This window comes from Olleya aquimaris, assembly GCF_003259525.1.
GTDB lineage: Bacteria > Bacteroidota > Bacteroidia > Flavobacteriales > Flavobacteriaceae > Olleya > Olleya aquimaris.
The window spans coordinates 1-18099 of the sequence record NZ_QLLO01000005.1 but is presented as its reverse complement, the minus strand read 5'-3'; the positions used below and the strand labels follow the sequence as shown (position 1 = coordinate 18099).

Annotated in this window: 30 protein-coding genes; 29 read left to right on the top strand and 1 reads right to left on the bottom strand. The window is 33.5% G+C overall.

From position 1 onward, the window contains the following. Positions 1 to 7: 7 nt before the first annotated feature. From rplB to LY08_RS07860, 29 genes are all read left to right on the top strand, one after another. A complete protein-coding gene (gene rplB / locus LY08_RS08000; protein WP_111659934.1) occupies positions 8 to 832 on the top strand; it encodes a 50S ribosomal protein L2 in 825 nt (274 codons plus the stop codon). Between the two features lie 6 nt (positions 833 to 838). After that, entirely contained in the window at positions 839 to 1117 is a 279-nt protein-coding gene (gene rpsS, locus LY08_RS07995) for a 30S ribosomal protein S19 (protein WP_027880209.1), read from the top strand. Between the two features lie 3 nt (positions 1118 to 1120). After that, entirely contained in the window at positions 1121 to 1528 is a 408-nt protein-coding gene (rplV, locus tag LY08_RS07990) for a 50S ribosomal protein L22 (RefSeq protein ID WP_111659933.1), read from the top strand. Positions 1529 to 1535: 7 nt separating this feature from the next. Next, on the top strand, positions 1536 to 2258 hold the full coding sequence (rpsC, locus tag LY08_RS07985; RefSeq protein WP_111659932.1) for a 30S ribosomal protein S3: 723 nt from the start codon (positions 1536 to 1538) through the stop codon (positions 2256 to 2258). A 20-nt stretch (positions 2259 to 2278) separates the two neighbouring features. Beyond that, on the top strand, positions 2279 to 2698 hold the full coding sequence (gene rplP, locus LY08_RS07980) for a 50S ribosomal protein L16 (protein ID WP_111659931.1): 420 nt from the start codon (positions 2279 to 2281) through the stop codon (positions 2696 to 2698). Positions 2699 to 2711: 13 nt separating this feature from the next. Next, entirely contained in the window at positions 2712 to 2903 is a 192-nt protein-coding gene (gene rpmC / locus LY08_RS07975; protein WP_111659930.1) for a 50S ribosomal protein L29, read from the top strand. 13 nt (positions 2904 to 2916) lie between these two features. Further along, positions 2917 to 3174, top strand: coding sequence for a 30S ribosomal protein S17 (gene rpsQ, locus LY08_RS07970; RefSeq protein WP_111659929.1), 258 nt, complete (start codon positions 2917 to 2919; stop codon positions 3172 to 3174). Positions 3175 to 3176: 2 nt separating this feature from the next. Further along, entirely contained in the window at positions 3177 to 3545 is a 369-nt protein-coding gene (gene rplN, locus LY08_RS07965) for a 50S ribosomal protein L14 (RefSeq protein WP_111659928.1), read from the top strand. Positions 3546 to 3556: 11 nt separating this feature from the next. Beyond that, positions 3557 to 3868: a 50S ribosomal protein L24 gene (gene rplX, locus LY08_RS07960; RefSeq protein ID WP_111659927.1), complete on the top strand. Its 312-nt coding sequence runs from the start codon at positions 3557 to 3559 to the stop codon at positions 3866 to 3868. A 2-nt stretch (positions 3869 to 3870) separates the two neighbouring features. Continuing rightward, entirely contained in the window at positions 3871 to 4422 is a 552-nt protein-coding gene (rplE, locus tag LY08_RS07955; RefSeq protein WP_111659926.1) for a 50S ribosomal protein L5, read from the top strand. A gap of 3 nt (positions 4423 to 4425) precedes the next feature. Then, complete coding sequence (rpsN, locus tag LY08_RS07950) at positions 4426 to 4695, top strand: 30S ribosomal protein S14 (protein WP_013869031.1); 270 nt, start codon at positions 4426 to 4428, stop codon at positions 4693 to 4695. 59 nt (positions 4696 to 4754) lie between these two features. Beyond that, positions 4755 to 5153: a 30S ribosomal protein S8 gene (gene rpsH, locus LY08_RS07945; RefSeq protein ID WP_111659925.1), complete on the top strand. Its 399-nt coding sequence runs from the start codon at positions 4755 to 4757 to the stop codon at positions 5151 to 5153. An 18-nt stretch (positions 5154 to 5171) separates the two neighbouring features. Then, a complete protein-coding gene (gene rplF / locus LY08_RS07940; RefSeq protein WP_111659924.1) occupies positions 5172 to 5714 on the top strand; it encodes a 50S ribosomal protein L6 in 543 nt (180 codons plus the stop codon). 10 nt (positions 5715 to 5724) lie between these two features. Next, complete coding sequence (gene rplR / locus LY08_RS07935) at positions 5725 to 6078, top strand: 50S ribosomal protein L18 (protein WP_111659923.1); 354 nt, start codon at positions 5725 to 5727, stop codon at positions 6076 to 6078. Between the two features lie 6 nt (positions 6079 to 6084). Continuing rightward, entirely contained in the window at positions 6085 to 6609 is a 525-nt protein-coding gene (gene rpsE / locus LY08_RS07930) for a 30S ribosomal protein S5 (protein ID WP_111659922.1), read from the top strand. Positions 6610 to 6620: 11 nt separating this feature from the next. Then, positions 6621 to 6803: a 50S ribosomal protein L30 gene (rpmD, locus tag LY08_RS07925; RefSeq protein ID WP_111659921.1), complete on the top strand. Its 183-nt coding sequence runs from the start codon at positions 6621 to 6623 to the stop codon at positions 6801 to 6803. A gap of 11 nt (positions 6804 to 6814) precedes the next feature. After that, a complete protein-coding gene (gene rplO / locus LY08_RS07920) occupies positions 6815 to 7267 on the top strand; it encodes a 50S ribosomal protein L15 (protein ID WP_111659920.1) in 453 nt (150 codons plus the stop codon). Between the two features lie 13 nt (positions 7268 to 7280). Beyond that, a complete protein-coding gene (secY, locus tag LY08_RS07915; protein ID WP_111659919.1) occupies positions 7281 to 8633 on the top strand; it encodes a preprotein translocase subunit SecY in 1353 nt (450 codons plus the stop codon). An 11-nt stretch (positions 8634 to 8644) separates the two neighbouring features. Next, positions 8645 to 8860, top strand: coding sequence for a translation initiation factor IF-1 (gene infA, locus LY08_RS07910; protein WP_007094967.1), 216 nt, complete (start codon positions 8645 to 8647; stop codon positions 8858 to 8860). Between the two features lie 4 nt (positions 8861 to 8864). After that, entirely contained in the window at positions 8865 to 8981 is a 117-nt protein-coding gene (gene ykgO / locus LY08_RS07905; protein WP_013305171.1) for a type B 50S ribosomal protein L36, read from the top strand. Between the two features lie 2 nt (positions 8982 to 8983). Further along, the gene (gene rpsM / locus LY08_RS07900) at positions 8984 to 9358 is read left to right on the top strand and encodes a 30S ribosomal protein S13 (protein ID WP_111659918.1); all 375 of its coding nucleotides are present in this window, start codon (positions 8984 to 8986) and stop codon (positions 9356 to 9358) included. 102 nt (positions 9359 to 9460) lie between these two features. Next, the gene (gene rpsK / locus LY08_RS07895) at positions 9461 to 9844 is read left to right on the top strand and encodes a 30S ribosomal protein S11 (protein WP_111659917.1); all 384 of its coding nucleotides are present in this window, start codon (positions 9461 to 9463) and stop codon (positions 9842 to 9844) included. 189 nt (positions 9845 to 10033) lie between these two features. Then, positions 10034 to 10639, top strand: a complete 606-nt coding sequence (gene rpsD / locus LY08_RS07890; protein WP_111659916.1) for a 30S ribosomal protein S4 — start codon at positions 10034 to 10036, stop codon at positions 10637 to 10639. A 96-nt stretch (positions 10640 to 10735) separates the two neighbouring features. After that, positions 10736 to 11728, top strand: a complete 993-nt coding sequence (locus tag LY08_RS07885; protein WP_111659915.1) for a DNA-directed RNA polymerase subunit alpha — start codon at positions 10736 to 10738, stop codon at positions 11726 to 11728. A gap of 63 nt (positions 11729 to 11791) precedes the next feature. Next, the gene (gene rplQ / locus LY08_RS07880; protein ID WP_111659914.1) at positions 11792 to 12256 is read left to right on the top strand and encodes a 50S ribosomal protein L17; all 465 of its coding nucleotides are present in this window, start codon (positions 11792 to 11794) and stop codon (positions 12254 to 12256) included. 86 nt (positions 12257 to 12342) lie between these two features. Continuing rightward, on the top strand, positions 12343 to 13446 hold the full coding sequence (carA, locus tag LY08_RS07875) for a glutamine-hydrolyzing carbamoyl-phosphate synthase small subunit (protein ID WP_111659913.1): 1104 nt from the start codon (positions 12343 to 12345) through the stop codon (positions 13444 to 13446). Between the two features lie 152 nt (positions 13447 to 13598). Continuing rightward, the gene (gene eno / locus LY08_RS07870) at positions 13599 to 14891 is read left to right on the top strand and encodes a phosphopyruvate hydratase (RefSeq protein ID WP_111659912.1); all 1293 of its coding nucleotides are present in this window, start codon (positions 13599 to 13601) and stop codon (positions 14889 to 14891) included. A gap of 178 nt (positions 14892 to 15069) precedes the next feature. Next, positions 15070 to 16356 carry a citrate synthase gene (locus tag LY08_RS07865; protein ID WP_111659911.1) on the top strand — a complete coding sequence of 429 codons (1287 nt, stop codon included), beginning with the start codon at positions 15070 to 15072 and terminating at the stop codon, positions 16354 to 16356. 66 nt (positions 16357 to 16422) lie between these two features. Beyond that, positions 16423 to 17337, top strand: coding sequence for a dimethylarginine dimethylaminohydrolase family protein (locus LY08_RS07860; RefSeq protein ID WP_111659910.1), 915 nt, complete (start codon positions 16423 to 16425; stop codon positions 17335 to 17337). A 200-nt stretch (positions 17338 to 17537) separates the two neighbouring features. On the opposite strand, the gene LY08_RS07850 is transcribed toward LY08_RS07860, so the two are convergent. After that, positions 17538 to 18099: hypothetical protein (locus tag LY08_RS07850; protein WP_245907572.1), on the bottom strand; the 562-nt coding region annotated here is incomplete at its 5' end.

Genomic DNA, 18099 nt, shown 5'->3' with positions numbered 1-18099 from the left:
AAGACAAATGTCAGTAAGAAAATTAAAACCAATCACACCAGGTCAGCGATTTAGAGTAGTAAATGGGTTTGACGCCATTACTACTGACAAGCCGGAAAAAAGCTTATTAGCTCCGATAAAAAGATCAGGTGGTAGAAACAGTCAAGGACGTATGACAACACGCTATAAAGGTGGTGGTCACAAACGTAGATATCGTATTATCGATTTTAAAAGAACTAAAACAGGTATTCCTGCAGAAGTTGCTTCTATTCAATACGATCCAAACAGAACAGCATTTATCGCATTATTGAATTATCAAGATGGTGAGAAAGCTTATATCATTGCTCAAAATGGTTTACAAGTTGGACAAACTGTTGTTTCTGGTGAAGGTGCAACTCCTGAAATAGGAAATGCAATGCCTTTAGCAAACATTCCTTTAGGAACAATTATCTCTTGTGTAGAGTTGCGTCCAGGACAAGGAGCTGTTATGGCTCGTAGTGCTGGTGCATTTGCTCAGTTAATGGCAAGAGATGGTAAATTTGCAACAATTAAATTGCCTTCAGGAGAAACTAGATTAATTCTAGTAACATGTATGGCAACTATTGGAGCGGTTTCAAACTCTGATCACCAATTATTAGTGTCTGGTAAAGCAGGACGTAGTAGATGGTTAGGTAGAAGACCAAGAACAAGACCAGTTGTAATGAATCCAGTAGATCACCCAATGGGAGGTGGTGAAGGAAAATCATCAGGTGGACATCCACGTTCTAGAAACGGTATACCAGCTAAAGGATATAGAACTCGTTCTAAAACTAAAGCAAGTAATAAATATATTGTAGAACGTAGAAAGAAATAATAAGACATGGCAAGATCATTAAAAAAAGGACCTTACGTTCACTATAAATTAGAGAAGAAAGTAGCTGCTAATGTAGAAGCTAACAAAAAAACTGTTATCAAAACTTGGTCAAGAGCAAGTATGATAACTCCAGATTTTGTTGGACAAACTATTGCAGTACATAACGGTCGTCAGTTTGTTCCAGTTTATGTTACAGAAAACATGGTTGGGCATAAATTAGGAGAATTTTCACCAACAAGATCTTTTAGAGGTCATGCAGGTGCTAAAAATAAAGGTAAAAAGTAAGCTATGGGAAGTCGTAAAAAACAAATGGCAGACGCTATTAAGGAAGGTAAAAAGCAAATCGCTTTTGCAAAACTTAATAACTGTCCTACGTCACCAAGAAAAATGCGTTTAGTAGCCGATTTAGTAAGAGGTGAACGCGTAGAAAAAGCACTTAATATTTTAAAGTTTAGCCAAAAAGAAGCATCAAATCGTTTAGAAAAATTATTACTTTCTGCGATTGCTAACTGGCAGGCTAAAAATGAAGATGCAAGTATAGAAGAGGCAGAATTATTTGTTCAAGAGATAAGAGTAGATGGTGGATCTATGTTAAAAAGATTACGCCCAGCTCCTCAAGGACGTGCACACAGAATAAGAAAACGCTCAAACCACGTAACAATAGTGGTTGGAGCTAACAATAACACACAAAGCTAAGATAGATATGGGACAAAAGACAAATCCAATCGGAAATCGCTTAGGAATTATCAGAGGATGGGAATCTAACTGGTACGGAGGAAACGATTATGGTGACAAACTTGCCGAAGACGATAAGATTAGAAAATACGTTCACGCGCGTTTATCTAAAGCTAGTGTATCTCGTGTAATTATTGAGAGAACTTTAAAACTTGTAACCGTTACTATCACTACTGCTAGACCTGGTATTATTATCGGAAAAGGTGGTCAAGAGGTAGACAAGTTAAAAGAAGAGCTTAAGAAAATTACAGGGAAAGAAGTTCAGATCAATATTTTTGAAATTAAAAGACCTGAACTAGACGCATTTTTAGTAGCATCAAGTATTGCTCGTCAAATTGAAAACAGAATTTCTTACAGACGTGCAATAAAAATGGCAATTGCTGCGACTATGCGAATGAATGCTGAAGGAATAAAAGTACAAATTAGTGGTCGTTTAAACGGAGCTGAAATGGCACGTTCAGAACACTACAAAGAAGGACGTATTCCTTTATCAACTTTTAGAGCCGATATTGATTATGCTTTAGTTGAAGCTCATACTACCTATGGTAGATTAGGAGTAAAAGTATGGATCATGAAAGGTGAAGTATATGGTAAAAGAGAGCTTTCTCCTCTTGTTGGCTTAGCTAAGAAGCAAGGAAAAGGTGGACGAGGCGGAAGAGATAATAAAAATCAATCTCGTCGTAGAAAGTAATTTTTTAAAGAACAGAAAAAATGTTACAGCCTAAAAGAACAAAATTTAGAAAAATGCAGAAGGGTCGTATGAAAGGGAACTCTGGTAGAGGTCACCAACTTTCAAACGGAACTTTTGGAATAAAATCATTAGATTCTAACTTTTTAACATCGCGTCAAATAGAAGCAGCTCGTATTGCAGCTACACGTTACATGAAAAGAGAAGGTCAACTTTGGATTAAAATATTTCCAGATAAGCCAATCACTAAAAAACCTCTTGAAGTACGTATGGGTAAAGGAAAAGGAGCAGTAGAATATTGGGCAGCAGTTGTTAAGCCAGGAAGAATCCTTTTTGAAGTTGGAGGAGTGCCTTTAGATATAGCTAAAGAAGCATTAAGACTTGCAGCTCAAAAATTACCAGTAAAAACTAAGTTTGTAATCGCTAGAGATTACCAAGCATAATTTATTTGATATTATGAAACAATCAGAAATTAAAGAATTATCTGTAGCTGAGTTACAAGAGAAACTTAGTGATACAAAGAAGAGTTATTTAGATTTAAAAATGGCTCATGCAGTTTCTCCTTTAGAGAATCCAATTCAATTACGTCAAGTAAGACGTACAGTTGCAAGAATTGCAACAGAATTAACTAAAAGAGATTTAAAATAATTCTGCTTACAAGATGGAAAAAAGAAACTTAAGAAAAGAGCGTATAGGGATTGTTACTAGTAACAAGATGCAGAAATCAATTGTGGTATCTGAAGTTAAAAAAGTAAAACACCCTATGTACGGAAAGTTCGTGTTAAAAACTAAAAAATACGTTGCACACGACGAAACAAACGATTGTAATATTGGAGATACTGTAAAGATCATGGAAACAAGACCTTTAAGTAAATCTAAATGTTGGAGATTAGTTGAAATAATTGAAAGAGCGAAGTAATTATGGTACAACAAGAATCAAGACTAAAAGTAGCAGATAACACTGGAGCAAAAGAAGTATTAACAATACGTGTTCTAGGTGGTACTAAAAGAAGATACGCTTCTGTAGGTGATAAAATAGTTGTCACTGTAAAAGATGCAACTCCTAATGGAAACATTAAAAAAGGAGCGGTATCAACAGCAGTTGTTGTACGTACAAAAAAAGAAGTTAGACGTCCAGACGGATCTTACATAAGATTTGATGATAACGCATGCGTCCTATTAAACCCAACGGGTGAAATGAGAGGAACACGTGTATTTGGACCTGTAGCTAGAGAACTTCGTGATAAACAATTCATGAAAATTGTATCATTAGCACCAGAAGTGCTTTAATTGATAAAAAAATGACAAAGCTTAAAATAAAAACAGGAGATACCGTAAAAGTTATAGCTGGTGACCATAAAGGTTCTGAAGGTAAAGTACAACAAGTATTTACCGACAAAAATAAAGCTATAGTTGAAGGTGTGAACATGGTTAAGAAACATACTAAACCAAGTGCACAAAACCCTCAAGGTGGTATTGTAGAAAAAGAGGCGCCTATAAACATCTCAAACTTATCATTGTTAACTTCTAAAGGAGAATCAACAAGAGTAGGTTACAGAGTAGAAGGTGATAAAAAAGTCAGATTTTCTAAAAAATCTAATGAAGTAATATAGTTATGGGATATTCACCGAGACTAAAAGAAGAGTATAAAAGCAAAGTAATTGCTGCTCTTACAGAAGAATTTGGTTACAAAAATGTAATGCAAGTACCAAAATTAGAAAAGATAGTATTATCTAGAGGTGTTGGTGCTGCTGTAGCTGATAAAAAATTAGTTGACTATGCAGTAGACGAGTTAACTAACATTACAGGACAAAAAGCTGTTGCTACTATATCTAAAAAAGATGTAGCTTCTTTCAAATTACGTAAAGGGATGCCAATTGGTGCAAAAGTTACGTTAAGAGGAGAAAGAATGTACGAATTTTTAGATCGTTTAATCACTTCTGCACTTCCACGTGTAAGAGATTTTAACGGAATTAGAGCTACTGGTTTTGACGGAAGAGGTAACTACAATTTAGGAGTTACTGAACAAATTATATTTCCAGAAATTAATATTGACAAAGTTAATAAAATTGATGGTATGGATATTACATTTGTAACTTCTGCAGCAACAGATAAAGAGGCTAAATCATTATTAACAGAATTAGGGTTACCTTTTCAAAAAAACTAAGTTATGGCTAAAGAATCAATGAAAGCACGTGAGGTAAAAAGAGCTAAAACAGTAGCTAAATATGCCGAAAAACGTAAAGCATTAAAAGAAGCTGGAGATTATGAAGCATTACAAAAGTTACCAAAAAACGCATCACCAATACGTCAACACAATAGATGTAAATTAACAGGTAGACCAAAAGGTTACATGCGTACGTTTGGTATTTCTCGTGTAATGTTCAGAGAAATGGCTAACCAAGGTTTAATACCTGGTGTAAAAAAAGCAAGTTGGTAAAATTATAATTGGTCTAAGGTTCGGAATAGTCCGAAAACCAAGTCCGCAAATCAATACATATGTATACAGATCCAATAGCAGATTATTTAACTAGAATTAGAAACGCAGTGCGTGCTAATCACAGAGTAGTTGAAATACCTGCTTCAAATTTAAAAAAGGACATAACTAAAATTTTATTCGATCAAGGATATATTTTAAGTTATAAGTTTGATGACTCTACAGTACAAGGAACTATTAAAATAGCTCTTAAGTACAACAAAGAGACAAAAGAACCAGTAATTAGAAAATTACAAAGAATAAGTAAACCAGGTTTACGTAAATATTCTAGTTCTAAAGAATTACCACGTATTCTAAACGGTCTTGGTATTGCTATCGTATCTACTTCTCACGGAGTAATGACAGGTAAGCAAGCACAAAGAGACAATGTTGGTGGTGAAGTTTTATGTTACGTTTACTAATCTAAAATCCAGAAGAAAATGTCAAGAATAGGAAATAATCCAGTTGCCATTCCAGAAGGAGTAACTGTAACAGTAGACAATAATACAATAACGGTAAAAGGAAAATTAGGAGAATTAACTCAAGATTTTGATACTGTTGAAGTAAAAGTTGAAGAAGGAAATGTATTAGTAACGCGTTCAGCAGATACTAAAGATCAAAAAGCTAAACACGGTTTATACCGTTCATTAGTATATAACATGATTGAAGGTGTATCAAAAGGATGGACTAAAGAACTAGAATTAGTTGGAGTAGGATACAGAGCATCTAACCAAGGTAACGTCCTTGATTTAGCTTTAGGTTTTTCTCATAATATAGTTATTAGTTTAGCACCAGAAGTTAAAGTTGAAACAGTTTCTGATAAAGGAAAAAATCCAATAATTAAATTAACCTCTCATGATAAACAATTAGTAGGACAAGTTGCTGCTAAAATTAGAGGTTTCAGAAGACCTGAACCATACAAAGGAAAAGGTATCAAGTTTGTTGGAGAAGTATTAAGAAGAAAAGCAGGTAAATCAGCATAATAATTTAGTTATGGCGTTAACAAAAAACGAAAGACGAATAAGAATTAAAAGCAGAATCCGTAAGGTTGTTTCTGGTACAGAAGCTAGACCTAGATTAGCTGTTTTTAGAAGTAATAAAGAAATTTATGCTCAAATAGTAGATGATGTATCTGGTAAAACATTAGCTGCAGCATCTTCTAGAGATAAAGATATTTCAGCAAAAGGAAGTAAAGTAGAAGTAGCTGCATTAGTAGGTAAGTCTATCGCAGAAAAAGCTTTAAAAGCTGGTGTTGAAACTATCGCTTTTGATAGAGGTGGTTATTTATATCATGGTAGAGTAAAATCATTAGCTGAAGGAGCTAGAGAAGGAGGACTTAAATTCTAAGAAATTATGTATCAAAAATACAAAAGCGCAGAGTTAGTAAAACCAAGTGGATTAGATCTTAAAGATCGTTTAGTTGGTGTACAAAGAGTTACTAAAGTAACAAAAGGAGGTAGAGCATTTGGTTTCTCAGCAATCGTAGTGGTTGGAGACGAAGCAGGTGTTGTAGGTCATGGTTTAGGAAAATCTAAAGACGTCGCTAGTGCAATAGCAAAAGCAATAGAAGATGCTAAGAAAAACTTAGTACGTATTCCTATCATGAAAGGAACTTTACCACACGAACAAAAAGGAAAATTTGGTGGAGCAAGAGTAAACATCATTCCTGCAGCTCCTGGTACAGGAGTTATTGCTGGTGGAGCTGTAAGAACAGTTTTAGAAGCAGTAGGTGTACATGATGTATTATCAAAATCTCAAGGATCATCAAACCCTCATAACGTGGTAAAAGCAACTTTTGATGCTTTATTACAATTAAGAGACCCTAAAACGATTGCTCGTCAAAGAGGAATCTCTTTAGAAAAAGTTTTTAACGGATAATCATTACAGAAATGTCTAAGATAAAAGTAACAAAAGTTAAAAGTGCAATCAACAGAACACAAAGACAAAAGAGAACTTTAGAAGCTCTTGGTCTTAAAAAGATTGGACAAACTATAGAACACGAGGCTACTCCTAATATCTTAGGAATGATAGCAAAAGTAAATCACTTAGTTTCTGTAGAAGAAACTAAATAACAATACTGAAAATGGATTTAAGTAATTTAAAACCTGCAGAAGGTTCAGTTAAAAGTCAAGGTAAAAGAATAGGTAGAGGACAAGGTTCTGGAAAAGGTGGTACTGCTACACGTGGTCACAAAGGAGCTAAATCTAGATCTGGTTATTCTAAAAAAGTAGGTTTTGAAGGAGGGCAAATGCCACTTCAACGTAGAGTACCTAAATTTGGCTTTACTAATATAAATCGTAAAGAATATCAAGGTGTAAATCTTGATGTTATCCAACAATTAGTTGACGATAAAAAAATAAAAGACACATTAGATTTTGATACCCTAGTAAATTTAGGATTAGTTGGTAAAAACGAACTAGTTAAAATTTTAGGTAGAGGTGAATTAAAATCAAAATTAAGTGTAACAGCTCATAAATTTACTGCTACTGCAAAAGCTGCTATTGAAGCTGCAGGAGGAGAAGCTGTAACTTTATAAGACAATTAGACGCATGAAATTTATAGAGACATTAAAAAATGTTTGGAAAATTGAAGAACTAAGAAACAGAATCATAGTTACACTAGGTCTGTTATTAGTTTATCGTTTTGGAGCACAAGTAGTATTACCTGGTATTGATGCCTCCCAATTAGAAAGTCTGCAAGATCAAGCAGCTGGAGGTGGTATTTTTGGTATTTTAAATGCCTTTACTGGTGGTGCATTTGCTAACGCATCTGTATTTGCACTTGGGATTATGCCATACATTTCTGCTTCTATTGTAGTTCAGTTAATGGGAATCGCTATTCCTTATTTGCAAAAACTTCAAAAAGAAGGTGCAAGTGGTCAGAAAAAAATCACGCAAATTACACGTTGGTTAACTATTGCAATATGTTTGGTACAAGCACCAGGATATTTAGCTAGTTTAGGCCCAATGTTTGGTATTCCAGATTCAGCATTTTTATTAGGTCAAGGAGGAATGTTTTATTTCTCATCTATCGTAATATTAGTAACTGGATGTATTTTTGCAATGTGGTTAGGAGAAAAGATTACAGATAAAGGAATTGGTAATGGTATATCATTATTAATTATGGTTGGTATTATTGCTACTTTACCTAAGTCTTTCTTACAGAATGCTGCATCTAGATTAGAAACAGGAAACAATGTGATGATGATTTTATTTGAAATTGTTATCTGGTTTGTAATTATACTATTATCAGTATTGCTTGTAATGGCAGTACGTAAAATAGCAGTACAATATGCTAGACGATCAGCAACTGGTGGCTACGAGAAAAATGTATTTGGATCAAGACAATATATTCCGTTAAAGCTTAATGCTTCAGGAGTAATGCCAATTATATTTGCTCAAGCAATTATGTTTGTGCCTGGTTTAATAGGTGGTTCTTCGTTCTTAAAAGATACAGGAGCTGGACAATGGATGCAAACAAATTTTTCAGATATCTTCGGATTTTGGTATAATTTAGTATTTGCTCTATTAATCATCATATTCACATATTTTTATACAGCAATTACAGTACCAACTAATAAAATGGCTGACGATTTAAAACGAAGCGGAGGATTTATTCCTGGTATTCGTCCTGGATCTGAAACTTCAGAATATTTAGACAAAATTATGTCTCAAATAACCTTACCTGGTTCTATATTTCTTGCATTAATAGCTGTGTTCCCAGCGTTTATTGTTAAGTTATTAAATGTACAATCTGGTTGGGCTTTATTTTTTGGAGGTACATCTTTATTAATCATGGTTGGAGTTGCAATTGATACTATGCAACAAGTAAACTCTTACTTGTTAAATAGACACTATGATGGCTTAATGAAAACCGGTAAAAACAGAAAAGCAGTAGCTTAATATTTTTAACGATGGCAAAACAAGCAGCAATAGAACAAGACGGAACAATTATTGAAGCATTATCAAATGCTATGTTTCGTGTAGAATTAGAAAATGGTCATATCGTGACTGCACATATCTCTGGTAAAATGCGTATGCATTATATTAAATTATTACCAGGAGATAAAGTAAAATTAGAAATGAGTCCTTATGATTTAACTAAGGCTCGTATAACTTATAGATACTAATACGATGAAAGTAAGAGCATCAGTTAAAAAAAGAAGCGCAGATTGTAAAATCGTGCGTAGAAAAGGTAGACTTTACGTCATTAACAAAAAGAATCCTAGATTCAAACAAAGACAAGGGTAATTATGGCAAGAATCGCAGGTGTAGACATACCAAAGCAAAAAAGAGGAGTAATCTCTTTAACTTATATCTACGGAGTAGGTAGAAGTAGAGCAAAAGAAATTTTAGCAGCAGCTAAGGTTGACGAAAGCATCAAAGTACAAGATTGGACAGATGATCAAATTGGAGCAATCCGTGACGCTGTTGGAACTTATACTATTGAAGGTGAATTACGTTCTGAAACTCAATTAAACATTAAGCGATTAATGGATATTGGATGTTACAGAGGTATTCGTCACAGAGTTGGTTTACCTTTAAGAGGTCAACGTACTAAAAATAACTCTAGAACTAGAAAAGGTAGAAGAAAAACCGTTGCTAACAAGAAAAAAGCAACTAAATAATAATTTGGTCTTTAGTATTTAGACGTTGGAAGGAATCTGTTTGAAATTATAAAAGGTTTAGGATTCTAACGACTATCAACTAAAACAAAGAACAATAATAATATGGCAAAGACAAGTACAAAAAAACGTAAAGTTATTATTGATGCTGTAGGAGAAGCACATATCACTGCATCTTTTAACAACATCATTATTTCTCTTACCAATAAAAAAGGAGATGTCATTTCATGGTCATCTGCTGGAAAAATGGGATTTAGAGGATCTAAAAAAAACACACCTTATGCAGCACAATTAGCAGCAGAAGATGCTGCTGAAGTAGCTAAAGAAGCAGGATTAAAAAAGGTAAAAGTGTATGTTAAAGGTCCAGGAAATGGTAGAGAATCTGCTATCCGTTCTATCCATAATGCAGGTATCGAAGTAACAGAAATTATAGATGTTACTCCATTACCACATAATGGATGTCGTCCTCCAAAAAGAAGAAGAGTTTAATCACGTTTTAACAAACGTGCTTTAAATAAAGCAACGCATAAAAATTAATATCATCTGCTATACAGATGATGTTAATTTTTTGTGTAAATTTGCAAACTGAAATTTAAAACAAGTATCAACAAGAGATTAACGATTATCGAAGGATAAGATTAAGACCTTAATTCATAATCACTCTTAAATCAATTTAAAATGGCAAGATATACTGGTCCTAAAACTAAAATAGCTCGTAAATTTGGCGAAGCTATATTCGGAGATGACAAATCATTCGAAAAAAGAAATTACCCTCCAGGTCAACACGGAAACGCTAGACGTCGTGGTAAAAAATCTGAATACGCAATCCAATTAATGGAAAAGCAAAAAGCAAAATATACTTATGGTGTATTAGAGCGTCAATTCAGAAACATGTTTAAAAGAGCTACTGCAGCTCCAGGAATTACAGGTGAAGTTTTATTACAATTATGTGAATCTAGATTAGATAACGTAGTGTACAGAATGGGAATTTCTCCTTCAAGAAGCGGAGCTAGACAATTAGTCTCTCACAGACACATTACTGTTAACGGAGAATTAGTAAATATTCCATCATACCAACTTAAAGCTGGAGATGTTGTTGCAGTAAGAGAAAAGTCTAAGTCACTTGAAGCTATTGAAAAATCTTTATCAAACTCAAGTAACGTATACGAATGGATTACTTGGAATAGCGAGAAAAAAGAAGGAACGTATGTTTCTGTTCCTGCTAGAATCCAAATTCCAGAAAACATTAACGAGCAATTCATCGTCGAATTATACTCTAAATAATAAATTAACAACATTGGTATTTAGCCAAAGGGTTTATTTGTACTTCTTCAAACTTATAAACCGCGCAACTAAATAACAATTAAAACGAAGAAAACTATGGCAGTATTTAATTTTCAAAAGCCGGATAAAGTAATCATGATTGATTCTACTGATTTCGAAGGTAAATTCGAATTCAGACCTCTAGAACCAGGATATGGATTAACAGTAGGAAATGCTTTAAGAAGAGTTTTATTATCTTCTTTAGAAGGATTTGCTATTACATCGGTAAGAATAGAAGGAGTAGATCACGAATTTTCAACCATTGCAGGTGTTGTTGAAGATGTTACAGAAATTATCTTAAACTTAAAACAAGTACGTTTTAAGCGTCAAATTGATGATGTAGATAACGAGTCTGTTTCTATCTCAATTTCAGGTCAAGATAAAATTGTAGCAGGAGATTTTCAGAAGTTTATCTCAGGATTTCAAGTATTAAATACAGATCAAGTGATTTGTAACCTTGATTCTAAAGTAAACATCAACATGGAAATTACTATTGAAAAAGGTAGAGGATATGTTCCAGCAGAAGAAAACAAAAAAGCTTCAGCACCAATAGGAACAATTTTTACAGATTCAATTTACACACCAATAAAAAATGTTAAGTATAGCATAGAGAATTACCGTGTAGAGCAAAAAACAGATTACGAAAAATTAGTTTTCGAAATCCAAACAGATGGTTCTATCAATCCTCAAGATGCATTAACAGAAGCTGCAAAAACATTAATTCACCACTTCATGTTATTCTCTGATGAGCGTATCACTTTAGAAGCTGATGAAATTGCACAAACTGAAACTTATGATGAAGAGTCACTTCACATGCGTCAGTTACTTAAAACTAAATTAGTGGATATGGACTTATCTGTTCGTGCACTAAATTGTTTAAAAGCTGCAGAAGTAGATACTTTAGGAGACTTAGTATCTTTTAATAAAAACGATTTAATGAAATTCCGTAATTTTGGTAAAAAATCTTTAACAGAGCTTGAAGAGCTTGTAAACGTTAAAGGTCTTAACTTCGGGATGGACTTATCAAAATACAAATTAGATAAAGATTAATTAATCATATTTTGCTCCCACGCTGGTAGTGTGGTTAGGTAGCAAGATGATAAAACAAATGTCATGAGACACGGAAAAAAAGTAAACCACTTAGGTAGACAAACAGCTCATAGAAAAGCAATGTTAGCAAACATGGCTTGTTCTTTAATCGAGCACAAACGTATTAACACTACAGTTGCAAAAGCAAAAGCTTTAAAGCAATTTGTAGAACCAATGATCACTAAATCTAAAAGTGACACCACTCATAATCGTCGTTTAGTATTTTCTAAATTACGTCAAAAAGAAGCAGTTACAGAATTATTCAGAGATGTAGCAGCAAAAGTAGGTGATCGTCCTGGTGGATATACAAGAATTATCAAGTTAGGAAACCGTTTAGGAGATAACGCTGATATGGCAATGATCGAATTAGTAGATTATAACGACATCTACAATGCAGATAAAAAGCCTAAGAAAACGACACGTAGAAGTCGTAGAGGAGGAAGCACTAAAGCAGTGACACCACCTGTAGCAACTAACGAAGAAGAATAAATGTTAATAAGCATTTAATATATAAAGGATAATCTATTTTAGATTATCCTTTTTTTTATGCAATTTTGTGAAACTTTTTAAAAACTATGAAATACCAAAAACTAAAAAAAGCACTAATCTTATTGGAAGATGGCACTATTTTTCATGGAAAAGCAGTGGGTAAAGAAGGATCAGCATTTGGAGAAGTTTGTTTTAATACAGGAATGACTGGCTATCAAGAAATCTTTACAGACCCTTCTTATTATGGACAACTTATGGTAACAACCAATGCTCATATTGGTAATTACGGAGTCAATGATAATGAAGTAGAATCAGACTCAATTAAAATAGCAGGTTTAATTTGTAAAAATTTTAGTTACGATTATTCTAGAGTAGATTCTAATGGTTCTTTAGAAGATTTTCTAAACAAAAATAATCTCTTAGCAATTTCTGATGTCGATACAAGAGCACTAGTTAGCTACATTCGTGATAATGGTGTAATGAATGCTGTAATATCTACAGAAGTTGATAATATAGAAGGTTTAAAAAAGCAATTGGCAGATATCCCATCTATGCATGGTTTAGAATTAGCTTCAAAAGTTTCTACAAAAGAACCTTATTTTGTTGGAGATGAAAACGCGCCAATTAAAATAGCAGCTTTAGATATAGGCATTAAAAAGAATATCTTACGTAATTTAGTTAAAAGAGACGCATACGTTAAAGTGTTTCCATATAACGCTACTTTTGAAGAGTTAAGTGCATGGAATCCAGATGGTTATTTCCTGTCTAATGGACCCGGAGATCCAGAACCTTTAGTAGAGGCTCAAGCATTAGCAAAGGAAGTGATTAAAAGAGACTTACCTTTATTTGGAATATGTTTAGGTCATCAAGTAATAGCATTAGCTAATGGTATTTCTACTTATAAAATGCACAATGGACATAGAGGAATTAATCATCCAGTTAAAAATTTATTAACAGGAAAAGGTGAAATCACCTCACAAAATCATGGGTTTGCAGTAAACAGAGAGGAAGCAGAAGCGCATCCAGATATAGAAATTACCCACGTGCATTTAAATGATAATACAGTTGCAGGTTTAAAAATGAAATCTAAAAACGTGTTTTCTGTACAGTACCATCCGGAAGCTAGTCCAGGACCTCATGATTCATCGTATTTATTTGATCAATTTATTGAAAATATTAAATCTAACTAATATAAAAAAGACAACAAAATTAAAGTTTTGTTGTCTTTTTTCTTTTACTAAAACGATATAGATAGAATTTTATGTATTTCTTCTGTAAAACCTATATATAGCTGAAAATTAAACATTAAATTTGAAATTAATAAACTAAAAATCACACATATATGAGTATTATAATTAATGTTCACGCAAGACAAATTTTTGATTCAAGAGGAAACCCAACTGTAGAAGTAGATGTAGAAACAGAAAATGGTTATGTTGGTAGAGCTGCAGTGCCTTCTGGTGCTTCAACTGGAGAGCATGAAGCAGTAGAACTACGTGATGGTGGAGATACTTACATGGGAAAAGGAGTGATGAAAGCGGTAGAGAATGTTAATTCTATCCTAGCAGAAGAGTTATTAGGTGTTAATGTTTTTGAACAAAATTATATCGATACCTTAATGTGCAACATAGACGGGACACCAAATAAATCTAAACTTGGTGCCAATGCTATATTAGGTGTGTCTTTAGCAGTAGCTAAAGCTGCAGCAGCAGAATTAGGGATGCCTTTATATAGATATGTTGGAGGCGTAAGTGCTAACACTTTACCAGTTCCAATGATGAATATCATTAACGGAGGATCACATAGTGATGCACCTATTGCGTTTCAAGAGTTTATGGTTATGCCAGTAAAAGCAAATAATTTTACGCATGCATTACAAATGGGAACAGAAATTTTCCACAACCTTAAAAAAGTATTGCACGACAGAGGTTTAAGTACTGCTGTGGGTGACGAGGGTGGATTTGCTCCAACTTTAGATGGTACAGAAGATGCATTAGATACAATTGCAAAAGCTGTTAAAAATGCTGGATACACGTTAGGTGATGATGTTATGATTGCTTTAGATTGTGCTGCAGCAGAATTTTATGTAAACGGAAAATACGACTATTCAAAATTTGAAGGCGATTCTGGAAAGATTAGAACAAGCAAAGAGCAAGCAGATTATTTAGCAGAATTATCTAGAAATTACCCAATTATATCTATTGAAGATGGTATGGATGAAAACGATTGGGAAGGTTGGAAATATTTAACCGAGCAAATTGGAGATAAAGTACAATTAGTTGGTGACGATTTATTTGTAACTAATGTAGAAAGATTATCAAAAGGTATTGCATCTGATACTGCAAATTCAATTTTAATTAAAGTTAACCAAATCGGAACGTTAACCGAAACTATTGCAGCTGTAAATATGGCGCATAATGCTGGTTATACATCAGTAATGTCGCATAGATCTGGAGAGACAGAAGATAATACAATTGCCGATTTAGCAGTTGCCTTAAATTGCGGACAGATAAAAACAGGATCTGCATCACGTAGTGATCGTATGGCTAAATACAACCAATTACTACGCATTGAAGAAGAGTTAGGCGAAGTTGCCTACTACCCAAAAGAAAAGGCGTTTAAAGTAAAAAAATAATTTTTTTTAAAATAAAATTTAAAAGTCTTTCAGTGTATTCTGAAAGACTTTTTTCGTTATTACGGTTTATAAATTTAAGCTATATCAAAATTGTTAAAACCATTATAAATAGGCTTTCTAAATCGTTATAGTTTTTGTAAATTTACAAACCAAAATAATATAAAATAAATCAATATATATGTCAAACAAAGCGACGCTTGAAATTAATGGACAAAAGCACGAGTTTCCTTTAATTGTAGGTACTGAAAATGAAATAGGAATAGATATAAAATCACTTAGAGCAGTAACAGGTGGTGTAACTACCATTGATCCAGGTTATAAAAACACAGGATCTTGCGAGAGTGCTATTACCTTTTTAGATGGAGAAAAAGGAATTTTAAGATATAGAGGATATTCTATTGAAGAGCTAGCTGAAAAAGCAGATTTCCTAGAAGTTGCATTTTTATTGATTTTTGGAGAATTACCAACTAAAGACCAATTACAAAAGTTTGAAGATGATATAAAAGCACAATCTGTTGTAGATGATGATATTAAAAAAATATTAGATGCTTTTCCAAAGTCAGCTCATCCAATGGGTGTTTTATCATCATTAACTAGTGCGTTAACTGCTTTTAACCCATCTTCTGTAAACGTCGATTCTGAAGAAGAAATGTACAAAAGCGTTTGTAAGATAATGGGTAAATTCCCAGTATTGGTAGCATGGACCATGCGCAAGAAAAGCGGTTTACCTTTAGATTATGGAGACGACAACTTAGGTTATGTAGAAAACATCCTTAAAATGATGTTTAAAAAGCCTAATCAAGAGTACACTCAAAATCCAATTTTGGTTAATGCTTTAGATAAATTATTAATCTTACATGCAGACCACGAGCAAAACTGTTCTACATCTACTGTACGTATTGTAGGTTCTGCACACACAGGATTATTTGCGTCTATTTCTTCTGGTATTTCAGCACTTTGGGGACCATTACATGGTGGTGCAAACCAAGCAGTTTTAGAAATGTTAGAAGCCATAAAAGAAGATGGTGGAGACACAAAAAAATATATGGCTAAAGCCAAAGATAAATCAGATCCTTTCCGTTTAATGGGCTTTGGGCATAGAGTTTATAAAAACTTTGACCCAAGAGCTAAAATCATCAAAAAAGCAGCAGACGAAGTATTAGGAGATTTAGGTATTGAAGACCCAATACTAGATATTGCCAAAGGATTATCTGAAGAAGCATTAAGCGATCCGTATTTTGTAGACCGCAAATTATATCCAAATGTAGATTTCTACTCTGGTATTATTTACAGAGCTATGGGTATTCCTGTAGATATGTTTACTGTTATGTTTGCTTTAGGTCGTTTACCAGGTTGGATTGCACAATGGAAAGAAATGCGCAACCGTAAAGAACCTATTGGACGTCCAAGACAAATTTATATTGGAGAAAATTTAAGACCGTTCAAAACAGTTAACGAAAGATAAATATTAAGACAAGTTATTATATAAAGCTTCATAAGTCATTATGAAGCTTTTTTATATCTTTACTTTATGCTACAATTAAACGTAAAAAACGAAACGTCAAGGCTTAGAGCTGTAGTTTTAGGGACTGCAGTTAGCAATGGTCCAACTCCTAAATTAGAAGAGGCATACGACCCAAAATCGGCATTACATATCAAAGCAGGTACTTATCCTGTTGAAGCTGATATGGTTAAAGAAATGGAAGCAGTAGCTGCTGTTTTTAAAAAGTATGATGTCACAGTGTACAGACCAGAATTAATTAAAGATTGTAATCAGATTTTTGCACGTGATATTGCTTTTGTTATTGACGATGTATTTGTAAAAGCCAATATTTTACCCGATCGTGAAAACGAGCTAGAAGCCATACAATATGTCATAGATAAAATTAATCCAGAGAAAGTAATTCGTCCTCCAGAAGAAGTACATATAGAAGGCGGAGACGTCATGCTTTGGAACGATTATATTTTTATAGGTACGTATAGAGGAGACGACTATGCAGATTATATTGTAGCTAGAACCAATCAAGAAGGTGTCGATTTTATTAAAAAAACCTTTCCGCATAAAAAAGTAAAGAGTTTTGATCTTAATAAGTCACAAACCAATCCTTATGATAATGCGTTGCATTTAGACTGTTGTTTTCAACCTATTGGAACCAATAAAGCTATTTTACACAAAGAAGGTTTTAGAGACCAATCTGAGTATGAGTGGTTACTAAATTATTTTGGTGAAGACAATTGTTTTATTATCACAAAAGAAGAAATGTTTAATATGAATAGTAACATATTTAGTATTTCTGAAAACGTGATTATTTCCGAAAAAAACTTTACACGATTAAATACGTGGTTGCGTAACAATGGATTTACAGTCGAAGAAGTCCCTTATGCCGAAATCGCTAAACAAGAAGGTTTGCTACGTTGTAGCACGATGCCTTTAATTAGGGATTAATTAAAATTCCTTTGAAAAAAGGAATCTTATATATCATAAAAAAACACCTATTTTAGAAATTAAATAGGTGTTTTTTTATGATTTCGTTGAACGTGTTTGGCTATGGTTTCGTTGCGTGAAAATCCGCAAGGATTTTCTGCCGTAAACCGAAGATAGCAAATTTGCGAGGACTTTCCGAGAGGAAAGTCAGAAGCAATGAACTATAGCCGGTGTTGGGCACTGGCTTTTTTTATTTTTAATTGATATTTAATTCCGTAAATCAGTCCGATTATTCCTCCAAGATAGCTGAATGTATGCATTGTTCCTGCTGCTAAAAAACTACTTGGGTCAACTAAATCAGATGGTATATTCCAGTCAAAATGTAATTTTGAAAGTGTAATATATCCGACAAAAACTCCTAAAATTCCGAATATAAATGCAGATATTAAAATCCGAGTAGTTGCTCCGACAACACCTTTAATCATTAATCTTGAAGTTTGTTGATTAATTCCGATGAGTCCATTAATGATTCCGATTATTAGTCCGAACCACCAAGTTGATAAAATACCAACTATCGAAACTTTTAGTCTTTCGTCTCCATATCCGTTTTCCCAAAGTCCAAATTGGTCAAATTTAAAATTTGTGAAATATTCTTCTGAAATATTATAAGAAGCTTGATTGTGCAAAATTCCGTATATCGAAGCGAGAATTATTGAGATAATTATGATTAATATTAAAATTCCAATTTTTTTCGCCATTCGATTTTTCAGCTTGTGCCCAACT

Bases quoted from the DNA above. Each gene is read 5' to 3' on its own strand.
- rplB (WP_111659934.1), top strand. From the start codon at position 8: ATGTCAGTAAGAAAATTAAAACCAATCACACCAGGTCAGCGATTTAGA.
- rpsS (WP_027880209.1), top strand. From the start codon at position 839: ATGGCAAGATCATTAAAAAAAGGACCTTACGTTCACTATAAATTAGAG.
- rplV (WP_111659933.1), top strand. From the start codon at position 1,121: ATGGGAAGTCGTAAAAAACAAATGGCAGACGCTATTAAGGAAGGTAAA.
- rpsC (WP_111659932.1), top strand. From the start codon at position 1,536: ATGGGACAAAAGACAAATCCAATCGGAAATCGCTTAGGAATTATCAGA.
- rplP (WP_111659931.1), top strand. From the start codon at position 2,279: ATGTTACAGCCTAAAAGAACAAAATTTAGAAAAATGCAGAAGGGTCGT.
- rpmC (WP_111659930.1), top strand. From the start codon at position 2,712: ATGAAACAATCAGAAATTAAAGAATTATCTGTAGCTGAGTTACAAGAG.
- rpsQ (WP_111659929.1), top strand. From the start codon at position 2,917: ATGGAAAAAAGAAACTTAAGAAAAGAGCGTATAGGGATTGTTACTAGT.
- rplN (WP_111659928.1), top strand. From the start codon at position 3,177: ATGGTACAACAAGAATCAAGACTAAAAGTAGCAGATAACACTGGAGCA.
- rplX (WP_111659927.1), top strand. From the start codon at position 3,557: ATGACAAAGCTTAAAATAAAAACAGGAGATACCGTAAAAGTTATAGCT.
- rplE (WP_111659926.1), top strand. From the start codon at position 3,871: ATGGGATATTCACCGAGACTAAAAGAAGAGTATAAAAGCAAAGTAATT.
- rpsN (WP_013869031.1), top strand. From the start codon at position 4,426: ATGGCTAAAGAATCAATGAAAGCACGTGAGGTAAAAAGAGCTAAAACA.
- rpsH (WP_111659925.1), top strand. From the start codon at position 4,755: ATGTATACAGATCCAATAGCAGATTATTTAACTAGAATTAGAAACGCA.
- rplF (WP_111659924.1), top strand. From the start codon at position 5,172: ATGTCAAGAATAGGAAATAATCCAGTTGCCATTCCAGAAGGAGTAACT.
- rplR (WP_111659923.1), top strand. From the start codon at position 5,725: ATGGCGTTAACAAAAAACGAAAGACGAATAAGAATTAAAAGCAGAATC.
- rpsE (WP_111659922.1), top strand. From the start codon at position 6,085: ATGTATCAAAAATACAAAAGCGCAGAGTTAGTAAAACCAAGTGGATTA.
- rpmD (WP_111659921.1), top strand. From the start codon at position 6,621: ATGTCTAAGATAAAAGTAACAAAAGTTAAAAGTGCAATCAACAGAACA.
- rplO (WP_111659920.1), top strand. From the start codon at position 6,815: ATGGATTTAAGTAATTTAAAACCTGCAGAAGGTTCAGTTAAAAGTCAA.
- secY (WP_111659919.1), top strand. From the start codon at position 7,281: ATGAAATTTATAGAGACATTAAAAAATGTTTGGAAAATTGAAGAACTA.
- infA (WP_007094967.1), top strand. From the start codon at position 8,645: ATGGCAAAACAAGCAGCAATAGAACAAGACGGAACAATTATTGAAGCA.
- ykgO (WP_013305171.1), top strand. From the start codon at position 8,865: ATGAAAGTAAGAGCATCAGTTAAAAAAAGAAGCGCAGATTGTAAAATC.
- rpsM (WP_111659918.1), top strand. From the start codon at position 8,984: ATGGCAAGAATCGCAGGTGTAGACATACCAAAGCAAAAAAGAGGAGTA.
- rpsK (WP_111659917.1), top strand. From the start codon at position 9,461: ATGGCAAAGACAAGTACAAAAAAACGTAAAGTTATTATTGATGCTGTA.
- rpsD (WP_111659916.1), top strand. From the start codon at position 10,034: ATGGCAAGATATACTGGTCCTAAAACTAAAATAGCTCGTAAATTTGGC.
- LY08_RS07885 (WP_111659915.1), top strand. From the start codon at position 10,736: ATGGCAGTATTTAATTTTCAAAAGCCGGATAAAGTAATCATGATTGAT.
- rplQ (WP_111659914.1), top strand. From the start codon at position 11,792: ATGAGACACGGAAAAAAAGTAAACCACTTAGGTAGACAAACAGCTCAT.
- carA (WP_111659913.1), top strand. From the start codon at position 12,343: ATGAAATACCAAAAACTAAAAAAAGCACTAATCTTATTGGAAGATGGC.
- eno (WP_111659912.1), top strand. From the start codon at position 13,599: ATGAGTATTATAATTAATGTTCACGCAAGACAAATTTTTGATTCAAGA.
- LY08_RS07865 (WP_111659911.1), top strand. From the start codon at position 15,070: ATGTCAAACAAAGCGACGCTTGAAATTAATGGACAAAAGCACGAGTTT.
- LY08_RS07860 (WP_111659910.1), top strand. From the start codon at position 16,423: ATGCTACAATTAAACGTAAAAAACGAAACGTCAAGGCTTAGAGCTGTA.